Genomic DNA, 13,172 nt, shown 5'->3' with positions numbered 1-13,172 from the left:
CCGCTTAACGCGCGGCGATCGGCCCCGGCTCGTTGGCGACGATCGCCAGCGTGCTTTGCCAGGCGGCCACGTTCTGCGCCAACATGGCCGGATCGATCTTGTCCAGCGTATCATCGGGCGTGTGGTGCAGATCGAAATAGTGGGTGCCGTCCTGGTTCAGGTCCACCACCGGCAGCTTTTGCGCGGCAATGATCGCGCCCACATCTTCGCCGCCATTGGCCGTGCCATCGCCCGGCACCACGCCCAGCGGATTGAGCGCGGCCAGCAGGCGCGCCTTCACCGCATCGGCTGACGGCGCGAAATTGGTGATCACCCGCCATACCCGGTCTGCGCCGAAATCGCTTTCCATCGCCAAGGCATGCGGCTCCTTGCCATGCTTTTGCGCATAGGCTTCGCCGCCAAAGCCTCCCACTTCCTCGCTTCCGGCAAACAGCACGCGGATCGTGCGCAGAGGCTTGCCGCCATCGGGCCCGCTGGTCTGCGCGCCCAGCGCCGCGCCAGCCACGATGGCGCAGCCGGCGCCATCGTCGATCGCCCCGGTGCCCAGATCCCAGCTATCGAGGTGGCACGCCACCAGCACCGGCGGCAGCGACGGATCGCGACCGGGCAATTCGCCCACCACGTTGCCCGAAGGCGCATTGTCGATGATCTGGCCGGTCAGCGTCAGGTGCAGCTTGAGCGGCTGGCCGGTGGCGGCCAGCCGCGCAATCTGATCGGCATCGGGATTGGATACTGCGCCGGCGGGAATGGGCTTCACGCCATTGGCCCAGCTGATCACCCCGGTGTGCGGGTTGCGGTGCTTGTCGGTGCCGACAGAGCGGATCACCACCGCCAGCGCGCCCTTGGCCACGGCCACGCCCGGCCCCTGGCGCCGCACGTTGCCATAGGGGCCATAGCCGCTGCCATCCTGGGTTGGCGCCATGGCATGGTCGATAAAGGCGATCTTGCCCGCCAGCGAACCATCGGGCGCCGCTTCCAGCGCGGCGAGCGAGGGGAAATAGACCAGCGGCGCGGTGATGCCCGCCTCGGGCGTGGCGCCGGAATAGCCCAGCGCGGTGATCGCCAGCGGCTGCGCGGCAAAGCCGACGAGTTCGGCCTTGTCGATCCCGCGGCGATAGGCGCGCATGGTGAACGGCTCGATTGCCACGTTCTGGAAGCCCAGCTGCTTGAGGCGGGCGGCGGCCCACTCGCGGGCGCGGGCCTCGGCCGGGCTGCCAGCGGGACGCGGGCCGACCTGCGTGGTCAGGTCGCGCACCAGATCCCAGGCCACATCGGGTGCAGGCGCCGCGGCGTGGGCCAGGGTGGGCACCATGGCGGGCGCAAGCGAGAGAACGGCGGCGGCGGCAGAAAGGCGGGCGGTCAACGAGCGCATCGGCAAATCCCGGAAGGAGTTGGGGGTGCGCCACATTTGCGCGCCCCCCTGGGAAGTCAACCGCCAGCCTGTTCAAAACATGCGATTCACGCCCCCGCCAGTGCCTGTTCCAGATCGGCCAGGATATCGTCGATGTGCTCGATGCCGATCGACAGGCGCACATAACCGGGGCTGACCCCGGCAGCGGCCTGCTCTTCGGCAGAAAGCTGGGAATGGGTGGTAGACGCCGGATGGATCGCCAGGCTGCGCGCATCGCCAATATTGGCAACGTGGTAGAACAGCTTGAGTGCATCGATGAACGCCCGCCCGGCATCGGCACCACCGGCCAGTTCGAAGCCGACCAGCCCCCCTGCCCCGTGCGGCAGATATTTCGCGGCCAGGTCTGCCGCGCGGCCCTGGGCCAGCGAGGGATGGATCACGCGCGTGACCTTGGCATGGCCGGAAAGCCATTGCGCCACCGCCGCCGCGTTCTGGCTGTGCCGCTCGATCCGCAGCGGCAGCGTTTCGATCCCCTGGATCAGCTGGAACGCGTTGAACGGCGACAGCGCCGCGCCCATGTCGCGCAGCAGGATCACGCGGGCGCGGATGGCATAGGCGATCGGCCCCAGCGGCTTGATATCGCGCGCCCACACCGCGCCGTGATAGCTGGGATCGGGCAGGTTGAAGAGCGGCTGGCGTTCGGGAAATTCGTCCCACGCGAAGTTGCCGCCATCCACGATCAGGCCGCCGATCGAGGTGCCATGCCCGCCCAGGTACTTGGTCGAGGAATAGACCACCACCGCCGCGCCATGGTCGAACGGGCGGATCAGCAGCGGGGCGGCAGTATTGTCGACGATCAGCGGCACGCCCAGCTTGCGCCCGATTGCCGCCACTTCGGCAATCGGAAAGGCCACCAGCTTGGGATTGGGCAGGCTTTCGGCGTAATAGGCGCGGGTACGGTCGTCGGTCGCGCGGGCAAACCCTTCCGGATCGGCCGGATCGACAAAGCGCACCTCGATGCCCAGATCCTTGAGCGTGTTGGCAAACAGGTTCCAGGTGCCGCCATAGAGATCGGTGGAACTGACGATATTGTCACCCGCCCGCGCCAGGTTGAGCACGGCATAGGTCGAGGCCGCCTGGCCCGATGCCACGGCCACCGCAGCGGCCCCGCCCTCCAGCGCCGCCACCCGCTGTTCCAGCACGTCGGTCGTCGGATTGCCCAGCCGCGTATAGATTGGCCCGAGTTCCTTGAGGGCAAAGCGGTTGGCGGCCTGCTCGGTACTGTCGAACTGATACGACGTGGTCTGGTAGATTGGCACGGCCACCGCGCCGGTGGCCGGATCGGCGCGCCAGCCGGCATGCAGGGCCAGGGTTTCGGGACGGGGCGTGCGGGTTTCTGGCGTTGTGTCGCTCATGGCATCCTCTGGTCGCTGGGCATTCGCCCTGTTTGTCTACTTATTCAATTGACATAATCAAGCCCGGAATTGCGCATGGCATCCTGTGGCCGATACTGCGTGGCAATGCGCAGGCGCGGGGACAAGCGCGATCAACCATGGCCTGGTTACACCACCATCCACACGGCTCAACGCGCGCGACCCCCGGGGATGGGGTTTTGAACTGGGGGTTTTCAGGCCATGACGGACCAGACACCGATTTCCGCCACCGATCGCAAGCGCGCGCAGGAAAACGCGACCGTGCAGCGCAACGACGCGATCGAACGCGCGCTGCTGCTGTGCGAGTTCACCGGCGACGGCGTGATCATCGGCGCCAACGAAAACTTTGCCCATCTGCTGGGCGAGCCGGCCGAAGACCTTGTCGGGCGGCGCTATCACAATCTTTGCCACGAGGGTTTGCAGGACCCCAGCACGGAGCCGGCCTTCTGGCAGCGCCTGGCCGATGGCCAGGGCCAGGTTGCCGCGCTGCGCCTGGCGGTGCAGGATCGCCCGCCGGTGTGGGTGCGCCTGGCGTTCACGCGTCTCGATACCGCCGAAGGGCTGCCCACGCGCATCCTGGCCGTGGGCATCGACATCAGCCGCGATGGCTTGGCGCGGTTCAACGCGCAGGCCAAGCTCGGCGCACTCGATCACGCCGTGGCCCTGGTGGAATTCACCATGGATGGCGAAGTGGTGGCCGCCAACGAAAACTATCTCAAGCTGACCGGCTATACCCTGGCCGAGGTGATGGGCCAGTCGCACACGCTGTTCTGCGACAAGGACACGGCCGCATCGGATGCCTATCGCGAGTTGTGGGCCGCCCTGCGCCGCGACCAGGTGTGCCATGGCGCCTACAAGCGCGTGGGCAAGAACGAGACGGATATCTGGGTGCGCGCCTCCTACACCCCGATCCGCGGTGCCGATGGCAAGCTGGAGCGGGTGCTCAAGATAGCCTATGATATCACCGCCGAGCGCCTGTCCACTGCCGAATACGAAGCCAAGCTGGAAGCGATCGACCGCGCCATGGCCGTGGTGGAATTCGATCTGGATGGCAACGTGGTGAGCGCCAACGACAATTTCCTGTCGGTTATGGGCTATTCCCCGCGCGAGATCCTGGGCCAGCATCACGCGATGTTCTGCCTGCCCGAGTTTGTCCGCACCCGCGAATATGCCGATTTCTGGATTGCGCTCAACCAGGGGCAGTTCCAGTCGGGCCGGTTTCACCGCGTGGGCAAGCACAACCGCGACGTCTGGATCCAGGCGACATACAATCCCGTGCTCGATTTGCGCGGCAAGCCGCGCCGCATCGTCAAATACGCTACGGACGTAACCGAGCAGGTGCGCCTGGAGCAGAAGATCGCCGCGCGATCGCAGGAAACCGCCGGCGTGGCCGATCGCCTGGGCCGCACCATCGAGGAAATCAACCGCAGCACCGAAACCGCCAACAAGCTGGCCAATCTGACCGAGACGAAGGCCGATGAAGGCGGCGTGGCGCTCAAGTCTGCGCTCGAATCGATCGAACTGATCCAGAAATCGGCCACCGGGATTGCCGAGATCGTGCGCGTCATTTCCGAGATCGCCGGGCAGACCAACCTGCTCGCGTTCAATGCCGAGATCGAGGCAGCGCGCGCCGGCGAGCATGGCATCGGCTTTTCCGTGGTGGCGGGCGAGGTGCGCAAGCTGGCAGAACGCAGCAGCACCGCTGCGCGCGATATCAGCCGGCTGATCGAGGAAAGCCTGGTGCGCATCGGCATGGGCACCGAGCGCGCCCAGGCTGCACAAAGCGCGTTCAGTGCGATCGCCGCCAGCGTGGGTGACACCAGTTCTGCGATCGAAGTGATCACCCGCTCTGCCCTGGCCCAGGACGAGGTGGCGCGCCACATCGTCACCCTGATCCAGGAACTGGCCGCCGCCGCCCATGACCCCGCCTGAACCGGCCGGGCCAGCCGCAACCTCGCGCCTCTATGGCCTGTTGCAGGTAGCCGGCATCACGCTGGCGATGGCGACGGCAGCGATCCGCGAGGTGGTGCCCCGGCCGGCGCAGCTCTTGCCCTTTCCGATCACCCGGCCCGATCTGGCCGGGGCCATCGCGGTGCGTGGGGCGATCATCCCCGTCATCGACATGGGGCTGATGCTGGGCCTGGCCCCGGCATGCGTGCACGATGGCATCGTCGCGATCGTGCGGCACCAAGGCGGCGTTACCGGCCTTCTGCTCGATTGCATCGAAGGCATTGCCCGCCTGCCCGAAAGCGCGCTGGGCGCCCTGCACTATCCTGACGACGCGCCGCTCCACCGTCTTGCCGCCGCTGGCTTCCTGCACGGCGACACGCGCGGGGTCGTGCTCGATACCGCGCAACTTGCCGCCATGCCGGGCCTGCCCCTGGTGCCCGACAGCCTTGCCGGGCAGCGCCACGAACACCGCCTGGGCCATGGCGCGGGTGACAAGGTCACCTGCCTGGTGTTCCGCGCCGGTGGGCAGCGCCTGGCGCTCGATGCCCACGCCATCGTCGCCACGCTGCCCGAATCTGCCCTCGCTCCGCCACCGGTGAGCAACGCGCTGTGGATGGGGTCGCTGGCGTGGAACGGCGTGGCTGTGCCGGCGGTCGACACCCTGCGCCTGGCCGGCATGGGCAGCCTCGGCCGCACGCCGGGGCGCAGCGCCGCCGTGGTCATCCACGTCGGCCCGGCAGATAGCGCAGCCGGCACCCGCGCCCGGGCCGCGCTGCTGATCGACGGGGTGGACGATATCCGCCAATTGCCGCGCCATGCCGGCGCCGCGCTGGGTGCGATCGGCATTGCCGGCACTGGCGCGGCCCATGCCCTGGTCGACCTGGGCGGCCAGCCGGTGCTGCACCTGTCCGCGACGGCGATTACCGGCGATCCGCGCCTGGCAGAAGTGGCGGCCATGCAGGTGCCGGTCGCGCCCGAGGATACCGATGGGCACCAGCGCCTGCGCGGATTGCCCGCTGCCACCGGCGCCACCAGCACGGCCAATGCCTGGCTCACCTTTCGCCTGGGCGAGGCGCGCTATGCCCTGCCGCTGGGCGCAGTGGAAGCGGTGCTGCCGGGCGAACAGCCGCTCTTGCCGCTGGCTGGGCAATTTCCATTATCGGCCGTGTTCCTGCATCGCGACCGGCCAACACCCGTGCTCGATCTCGCCGCGCGCCTTGGCTGCTCGCGCACCGCAGCCGTGGACGAGGCGATCATGGTGGTGGTCGGCATGGCCGGCCAGCGCCGGGCCTTTCTGGTCGATATGCTGTGCTCGGTCGAGCGCGTGCCGCTTCAGGCGCTGCGCACGCAGGCCACCTCGCGGCAGTTGCCTGCAGCGACGATCCGCTGCCGCGCCAACGAGACCTGGGAAGTGCTCGACGCGGCAGCACTGGGCCTGGCTGGTGAGGCAACCCCGCCTGCGGATATCGCCTGCCTCACCGCCTAACCAGCCTGGCGCCGGGCATCCCCAAGTGCTTGCCCAACTTGGGCGCGCCCTGTAGAGCGCGGGACAATTTCGCACGTTTTGCCAAACGTTCTGTCTCGCGCAAGGACCCTCAGATGGCCGCCCAATACGCCTACGTCATGAAGAACATGACGAAAACCTTCCCCGGCGCGCAAAAGCCGGTGCTCAACAACATCAACCTGCAGTTCTACCAGGGCTCCAAGATCGGCATCGTCGGCCCCAACGGCGCCGGCAAGTCCACGCTGATGAAGATCATGGGCGGCATCGACAAAGACTTCACGGGCGAAGCATGGCCGGGTGAGCACATCACCGTGGGCTACCTGCCGCAGGAGCCGCAGCTCGATCCCACCAAGACCGTGCTGGAAAACGTCAAGGAAGGCGCGCGCGAAGTGGCCGACCTGGTCGATCGCTTCAACGAGATTTCCAACATCATGGCCGATCCGCCAGAAGACGTCGATTTCGACGCGCTGATGGACGAAATGGGCGACCTGCAGGGCAAGATCGACGCGGTCGATGGCTGGACGCTCGACAACCAGCTCGAAATCGCGATGGAAGCGCTGCGCTGCCCGCCGGGCGACTGGTCGGTGGAAAGCCTCTCGGGCGGTGAAAAGCGCCGCATCGCGCTGACTCGCCTGCTGATCCAAAAGCCGTCGATCCTGCTGCTCGACGAACCGACCAACCACCTCGACGCTGAAAGCGTCGAATGGCTGGAAAACCATCTCAAGGAATATGCCGGCGCGGTGCTGATGATCACCCACGACCGCTACTTCCTGGACAACGTGGTCGGCTGGATCCTCGAACTCGACCGGGGCAAGTACTTCCCCTACGAAGGCAATTACTCGACCTACCTGGAAAAGAAGGCCAAGCGCCTGGAGCAGGAAGACCGCGAGGCGACCGGCCGCCAGAAGGCGATCAACGACGAACTCGAATGGATCCGCGCCGGCACCAAGGGCCGCCAGACCAAGTCGAAGTCGCGTATCAAGAAGTTCGAGGAACTGGTCGCCAGCCAGGAAAACCGCTCGCCCGGCAAGGCCCAGATCGTCATCCAGGTGCCCGAGCGCCTGGGCGGCAAGGTGATCGAGGCCAAGAACATTTCCAAGGCCTATGGCGACAAGCTGTTGTTCGAAAACCTCTCGTTCATGCTGCCGCCCGGCGGCATCGTGGGGGTGATCGGGCCGAACGGCGCGGGTAAGTCGACCCTGTTCAAGCTGATCACCGGCCAGGAAACCCCCGACACCGGTGAGATCGACATCGGCTCGACCGTGCGCCTGGGCTATGTCGACCAGAGCCGCGATCACCTCGATCCCAAGAAGAACGTCTGGGAAGAAATCTCCGACGGGCTCGACTACATGAAGGTCAACGGGTTCGACACCTCGACCCGCGCCTATGTCGGCGCGTTCAACTTCAAGGGCCAGGACCAGCAGAAGAACGTCGGCAAGCTCTCGGGCGGTGAACGCAACCGCGTGCACATGGCCAAGATGCTCAAGCAGGGCGGCAACGTGCTGCTGCTCGACGAACCGACCAACGACCTCGACGTGGAAACGCTCGCGGCGCTGGAAGAAGCCATCGAAAACTTCGCCGGCTGCGCCGTGGTCATCAGCCACGACCGCTTCTTCCTCGATCGCCTGGCCACCCACATCCTGGCGTTCGAAGGCAACAGCCACGTCGAATGGTTCGAAGGCAACTTTGCCATGTACGAAGAAGACAAGCGCCGCCGCCTGGGTGATGCGGCCGATCGCCCGACGCGCCTGGCGTACAAGAAGCTCACGCGCTGATCAGGCTGCGTTAGGTTTCGCACCACCCCCCGCCCCCCTCCTCTGAAGAGGAGGGGGTTTGGGGGTGGTGGAAGCCAAGAGCGACGCACGTCAGGGCGCCACCCAGTTCCCCACCCAGCCCTGCGCCCCGCGCACGAAGCGCGCGCGCACGCCGCCATGGGCATCAAGCCTGAGCCAGTCGAGCGTCTCGGGCTTTACCAGCAGCACCGCAAAGGCATCGCGGCCAGCCTCGGTTTCCTCAAGGGTTGGGCGGCGGCCCAGCAGATCGGCAGGCAGCGCGCTGCCTGCCTCTGCCAGCGGTGCGCCCGGGCCATGCGTGGCCAGATAGCATCGGCGGCTGAACACCGCCGCAGCATCCCAGGCGGCATCGGCCAAGGCGCCGTGCTGCTCGATCCGTGCCGACCCGGCCAGGCGCAACTGCACGCGCGCCGCCGGATCATAGGCCAGCACGCTGGCACGGCCGTATCGGGCGATCGTCGCCACCTTGGGGCTGCGTGCATCGGTGTGAAAGCGCAGTGCGTTCAGGCCCGGCGCCGCCGCGCGCAACACCATGATCCGCATCTCGCCATCGGGCGTGCCCACCACCGGGCTGTGCATCGCTGCATGGCGATCGGCGACGGCAGCGTCCAGCCGTGCCTGGGCATCGGCAATAATATCTTCCAGCCTATTCATGGCGATAGTGTGGTCGTTGCGCTGCGTCTTTGCAAAGATGGCCGATAGGGCTGGCCGATTGCCTAAGTAGCAAGATGAACGGCGGGCTATCCATCCGGTTCAGCGATGCGACAGCGGCAATGCTCTATCACTATTGGCAAGTGATGGGAAACCAATGCCATCGCGCGACATTTCCTGAAAACACGTTCGAAAGGGAGACGGCCATGGCCGCCAGTAGAAAATGGACAACGAAGATCGGCGCGGCGCTGGCCGTTGCCTCGCTGGCAGCCGCCGTTCCCGTTACGGCCTTTGCCGACGACCACGATCATCGCGGTGGTGAAAACCGCGGCGGCTTCCCCGGCGGTGGCCAGCCGCGTGGCGGTGGTTTCCCCGGTGGCGGACAGCCCCGCGGTGGCGGCTTCCCGGGTGGCGGGCAACCGCGCCCGATGCCGCAAATGCAGCAGCAGGCGCCCCAGCCCATGCCGCAGCAAGGCCCGCGCGGCCCGCAGGGCGGCTTTGGTGGCGGTTTCCAGGGCCAGCCCGGTGGCTGGCGCGGCGGACATGCCGTGCCGCAACCCGGTCAACCGCCGCAGCCAGGCTGGCAGGGCAACGCCCCTGGCGGGGATCGTGGCCCCGGCCGTCCCGGTTGGAACAATGACGGTGGCCAGGGCCGCCCGGGTTGGAACAACAACGGCGGACAGGGTCGCCCCGGCTGGAACAACAACGGTGGCCAAGGCCGTCCAGGTTGGAACAACGATGGCGGACCGGGTCGTCCCGGCTGGAACAACAACGGTGGCCCCGGCCGCCCTGGTTGGAATAACGATCGTGGTCCCGGCCGTCCCGGCTGGAACAACAACGGCAACTATGGCCGTCCCGGTTGGGACAACGATCGCGGCCCCGGCCGTCCTGGTTGGGGTGACAACCGTGGCCCCTGGCGCAACGATTGGCGGCAGGATCGCCGCTATGACTGGCAGGGCTGGCGCAGTGACCATCGCGATCTGTTCCGCGGGCCGCGCTACTTCGCGCCGATGCCCAACTATCGCTACAGCCGCCTGAACATCGGCATCTATCTGGGCGCACCATTTTTTGCCCAGCAATACTGGATCGCTGATCCGTGGGCCTATCGCTTGCCGGCCGCCTATCCGCCTTATCGCTGGGTGCGCTATTACGACGATGTCGTGCTGATCGACACCTACACCGGACAGGTGGTGGACGTGATCTACGACTTCTTCTGGTAAGAACGATGACACGGGAGGGCCGGCCTTGCGCCGGCCTTCTTGTATGCGATGAACATCTGCGCGGCGCGGAACGCCCCGTTTAGATCGTGCCGATCGCCCCCAGAATGTTGCGCATCATCGCCAGCCCATCGTCGGTCAGGCGCACATAGCGCCGGCGCAGATCGCCCGTGTCGGCCTGGCGGTAGAGCAGCCCTTCGCGTTCGAGCCGCGCGATCCAGCGCAGAATCGTGGTGGAAGGCACGCCGGCTTCCAGGCACACGCTCGACACCTGCAATTCGGTGCCGCGCTTGTGGGCGATATAGAGATCCAGCAGGATGTCCCACGCCGGTTCGCCAAACAGGCCCTTCACCGGTGTCACCCCGTCGCGACGCCGGCGCAATGCATACAAGGCCTTGGCAATGCGGAAGGATTCCGCTTCGGCATCGACTAGGGCATCCAACGGAACGCGACCTCCCACAACTGGAGCAGTTTTGCTGCCTAAGGGAACTGCAGGCGCGAATGGCTTGGTCGTCACAGTGGTTCCCGTTACTTTCGCGAGGCCTTCGATCGGACACAATGCCCAAACCGCTGGACAGCTTCAGGTTAACCGCACCTTGCAATAGCCCCATATCGACAATATTTCGCGAGAATTATCAACGATTTCGGTCCACATCGGACCAAAACCTACCAGAATTTACATTTGCGCCCGCTTTCCCAAGGGTTCCCGCCGAGCCCGCTTGCAGCCGGCGACACGTTCTTGCATGACGTCCCTATCATGGTTTTGTTCCGTTCCGAGCCCCATCCCGACAGTGCCGATCTCAAGCGCATCGGTAACCAGGTGCGCACGCGCCTCGATGCCGATCCGGCCGCCTATCGCATCCCGGTTGAGGATTTCGAGATCTATGCCGTGGGCGAATTCTTCACCCGGCCCGAGTGCGAGCGGCTGATCGGCGTGGTCGATGCCGTGGCCCGCCCATCAGACACCTACAGCACCGATGGCGGCCGCACGAGCTATAGCGGCGATGTCAATCCCCATGATCCGTTCATCCGCATGCTGCAGCGGCGGATCGACGACCTGATGGGGCTGGACCCTGCCTTTGGCGAAACCATCCAGGGCCAGCGCTATCAACCCGGCCAGGAATTCAAGGCGCATTTCGATCATTTCCGCCCGTCAGACCCGATGTGGGCCGAAGAAATGCGCAACGGCGGCCAGCGCAGCTGGACGGCTATGGCCTATCTCAACACCGTGGAAGAAGGCGGCTCGACCGACTTTCCCAAGGTCAACCTGTCGGTTCCGCCCCAGCCCGGCGCGCTGCTGATCTGGAACAACATGAACCGTGACGGGCGGCCCAATCCCAAGAGCATGCATGCCGGGCGGCCGGTGATCCGCGGCGTCAAATACGTGCTAACCAAGTGGTATCGGTCCCGCCCGTGGAATTGAGGCCTGGCACCAGGCTGGTGCGCGCCTTCCTCCTTTCCCTGCTGGCGGCATCGGCCCTGGCCACCCACCCGGCCGGGGCGCAGGCCCTGCCCGCCACCGCCACAACAACCACACCCGAGCAACGCCAGCGGAGCGATGCGGCACTGGCCGTGTTCCTGGCGCAGGATGACGCCGCCCGCCGCGCGCTCGATCCGCTCGACACCCTGGAACGGGGCGAGCCACTGACGGCCGAGCAGTTCCGCCTGATCTTCGATCCGGCGCTGACCACGATGCAGCGCGCGCGCAATGCCGCCGCGCGCGATGCCCTGGCGCGGATCAACCCCGACACGCTCGATCCGGCGCAGCGCATTTCGGCCAAGGCCTATGCCGCCGTGCTCGATGACGAGCAGGCCATGCTCAGCCCCCCGGTAGCCGACATGCTGGCGATGATGCCGCTCAATCCTGTCGGCGGATTGCAGGTGGAATATCCCGGCCTCGCCTCAGCCGGCGGGCCGATGGAGCTTGCTACCGGCGCAGACCATGCCGCCAACCTGGCGCGCGATCGTGCCTTGCCGGCGGTGTTCGATGCGGCCATCGCCCGCTATCGCGAAGGGCTGGCGCGCGGCGTGACCAGCCCGCGCCCGGTGGTGGAAACCCTGATCGGGCAGATCGACGCGCTGCTGGCACGCCCGCCCGAGCATTCCCTGTTCATGACCCCGGCGCAGCAGGCACAAGGCCTGAACGGCAAGTCTGCCATGGTTGCGCGCCGCCGCCTGCTGGCCGAATATCGCGCCGCCACGATCGAGGCGGTCTATCCCGCCTATCGCACTCTGCGCGCGTTCCTTGCCAACGAATATCTGCCCGCCACGCGCGACAGCGTCGGCCTCGATGCCCTGCCCGGCGGCGCTGCGCTCTATCGCGCGCTGTTGCACCACCACACCACGCTCGATCTCGATCCCGCGCAGGTCCACACCCTGGGCCTCGCCGAAGTGGCGCGCATCCAGGCCGAGATGGACGTGGTCAAGACCCAGCTTGGCTTTACCGGCTCGCTCCATGCGTTCTTCGACGAAATCCGCGTCGATCCGCGCTATCACCCGCGCAAGACCGAGGATCTGGCCGCCGGCTATCGCCGCGTGGCCCAGGTCGTGGCAGCGCAGGCACCGCGCTTCTTCATCACCATGCCGCGCACGCCGCTGCTGATCATGCCACATCCGGCCTATCGCGCACGGTTCGAAGCTGGCGGCAGCTATAGCCCCGGCACCGCCGATGCCAGCCGGCCGGGCGTGTTCTATTTCAATACCTTCGATCTCAAGAGCCGGTTCCTGACCGGGATCGCCACGCTCTATCTGCACGAAGGCGCGCCGGGCCACCATTTCCAGATCAGCCTGGCCCAGGAAAACCCGCGCCTCCCCGATTTCCAGCGCTATGGCGGCAACACCGCCTATGTCGAAGGCTGGGCGCTCTATGCCGAAACCCTGGGTTATGCGATGGGGCTGTACGATGATCCCATGCAGCACTGGGGCACGCTGGATGACGAGATGCTGCGCGCCATGCGGCTGGTCGTCGACACCGGGCTGCACAGCCAGGGCTGGAGCCGCGCCCAGGCGCTGGACTACATGCTCGCCAATTCCGGGATGGGCCGCAGCGATGCGCAGGCCGAAGTCGATCGCTATATCGCCGATCCCGGCCAGGCCGTGGCCTACAAGATCGGCGCCCTGACCATCCAGCGCCTGCGCGGCGAAGCCGAACGCCGCCTCGGCCCACGCTTCGACTTGCGCGCCTTCCATGCGCAAGTGCTGGGCAGCGGCGCGCTGCCGCTGCCGGTGCTGGAAGACAAGATCCACGATTGGATCGAGGAACAGGCGGCGCGG

The 13,172-nt window shown here is 66.4% G+C and carries 10 protein-coding genes; 6 read left to right on the top strand and 4 right to left on the bottom strand.

The window, feature by feature from the left end; all coding sequences use genetic code 11:
• Nucleotides 1-4: 4 nt before the first annotated feature.
• Together IP65_RS14895 and IP65_RS14890 are read right to left on the bottom strand one after the other, a co-directional pair.
• Complete coding sequence (locus IP65_RS14895; RefSeq protein WP_054132207.1) at nucleotides 5-1,372, bottom strand: M28 family peptidase; 1,368 nt, start codon at nucleotides 1,370-1,372, stop codon at nucleotides 5-7.
• An 86-nt stretch (nucleotides 1,373-1,458) separates the two neighbouring features.
• Complete coding sequence (locus IP65_RS14890) at nucleotides 1,459-2,766, bottom strand: O-acetylhomoserine aminocarboxypropyltransferase/cysteine synthase family protein (protein WP_054132206.1); 1,308 nt, start codon at nucleotides 2,764-2,766, stop codon at nucleotides 1,459-1,461.
• A gap of 219 nt (nucleotides 2,767-2,985) precedes the next feature.
• Here IP65_RS14890 and IP65_RS14885 point away from each other — a divergent pair, with 219 nt between their 5' ends.
• The 3 genes from IP65_RS14885 to ettA all read left to right on the top strand — a co-directional run bounded on the left by IP65_RS14885 (nucleotide 2,986) and on the right by ettA (nucleotide 8,013).
• The gene (locus tag IP65_RS14885) at nucleotides 2,986-4,716 is read left to right on the top strand and encodes a PAS domain-containing methyl-accepting chemotaxis protein (protein WP_054132205.1); all 1,731 of its coding nucleotides are present in this window, start codon (nucleotides 2,986-2,988) and stop codon (nucleotides 4,714-4,716) included.
• Complete coding sequence (locus tag IP65_RS14880) at nucleotides 4,703-6,220, top strand: chemotaxis protein CheW (RefSeq protein WP_054132204.1); 1,518 nt, start codon at nucleotides 4,703-4,705, stop codon at nucleotides 6,218-6,220. Before IP65_RS14885 ends, IP65_RS14880 begins: the two co-directional genes overlap by 14 nt.
• 113 nt (nucleotides 6,221-6,333) lie before the next feature.
• Entirely contained in the window at nucleotides 6,334-8,013 is a 1,680-nt protein-coding gene (ettA, locus tag IP65_RS14875; protein WP_022675635.1) for an energy-dependent translational throttle protein EttA, read from the top strand.
• A 90-nt stretch (nucleotides 8,014-8,103) separates the two neighbouring features.
• On the opposite strand, the gene IP65_RS14870 is transcribed toward ettA, so the two are convergent.
• Nucleotides 8,104-8,685, bottom strand: a complete 582-nt coding sequence (locus IP65_RS14870) for a pyridoxamine 5'-phosphate oxidase family protein (protein WP_054132203.1) — start codon at nucleotides 8,683-8,685, stop codon at nucleotides 8,104-8,106.
• Between the two features lie 203 nt (nucleotides 8,686-8,888).
• Between IP65_RS14870 and IP65_RS14865 the strand changes: the two genes are divergently transcribed.
• Nucleotides 8,889-9,902 (top strand): RcnB family protein, encoded by a 1,014-nt coding sequence (locus tag IP65_RS14865; protein WP_156306635.1) that lies wholly within the window; start codon nucleotides 8,889-8,891, stop codon nucleotides 9,900-9,902.
• Between the two features lie 79 nt (nucleotides 9,903-9,981).
• On the opposite strand, the gene IP65_RS14860 is transcribed toward IP65_RS14865, so the two are convergent.
• Nucleotides 9,982-10,281, bottom strand: coding sequence for a PadR family transcriptional regulator (locus IP65_RS14860; RefSeq protein ID WP_231627728.1), 300 nt, complete (start codon nucleotides 10,279-10,281; stop codon nucleotides 9,982-9,984).
• 375 nt (nucleotides 10,282-10,656) lie between these two features.
• Between IP65_RS14860 and IP65_RS14855 the strand changes: the two genes are divergently transcribed.
• Together IP65_RS14855 and IP65_RS14850 are read left to right on the top strand one after the other, a co-directional pair.
• Entirely contained in the window at nucleotides 10,657-11,322 is a 666-nt protein-coding gene (locus IP65_RS14855; protein WP_022676162.1) for a 2OG-Fe(II) oxygenase, read from the top strand.
• Nucleotides 11,323-11,339: 17 nt separating this feature from the next.
• A partial coding sequence (locus IP65_RS14850; RefSeq protein WP_054132200.1) for a DUF885 family protein occupies nucleotides 11,340-13,172 on the top strand: 1,833 nt, incomplete at its 3' end.

This window comes from Novosphingobium sp. AAP1 (assembly GCF_001295765.1).
Lineage (GTDB): Bacteria > Pseudomonadota > Alphaproteobacteria > Sphingomonadales > Sphingomonadaceae > Novosphingobium > Novosphingobium capsulatum.
The sequence above is the reverse complement of the archived record's forward strand: the minus strand, read 5'-3'. Positions and strand labels throughout refer to the sequence as shown.

Coding starts and splice junctions, on each gene's coding strand:
- IP65_RS14895 (WP_054132207.1), bottom strand. CDS start 1,372: ATGCGCTCGTTGACCGCCCGCCTTTCTGCCGCCGCCGCCGTTCTCTCG.
- IP65_RS14890 (WP_054132206.1), bottom strand. CDS start 2,766: ATGAGCGACACAACGCCAGAAACCCGCACGCCCCGTCCCGAAACCCTG.
- IP65_RS14885 (WP_054132205.1), top strand. CDS start 2,986: ATGACGGACCAGACACCGATTTCCGCCACCGATCGCAAGCGCGCGCAG.
- IP65_RS14880 (WP_054132204.1), top strand. CDS start 4,703: ATGACCCCGCCTGAACCGGCCGGGCCAGCCGCAACCTCGCGCCTCTAT.
- ettA (WP_022675635.1), top strand. CDS start 6,334: ATGGCCGCCCAATACGCCTACGTCATGAAGAACATGACGAAAACCTTC.
- IP65_RS14870 (WP_054132203.1), bottom strand. CDS start 8,685: ATGAATAGGCTGGAAGATATTATTGCCGATGCCCAGGCACGGCTGGAC.
- IP65_RS14865 (WP_156306635.1), top strand. CDS start 8,889: ATGGCCGCCAGTAGAAAATGGACAACGAAGATCGGCGCGGCGCTGGCC.
- IP65_RS14855 (WP_022676162.1), top strand. CDS start 10,657: ATGGTTTTGTTCCGTTCCGAGCCCCATCCCGACAGTGCCGATCTCAAG.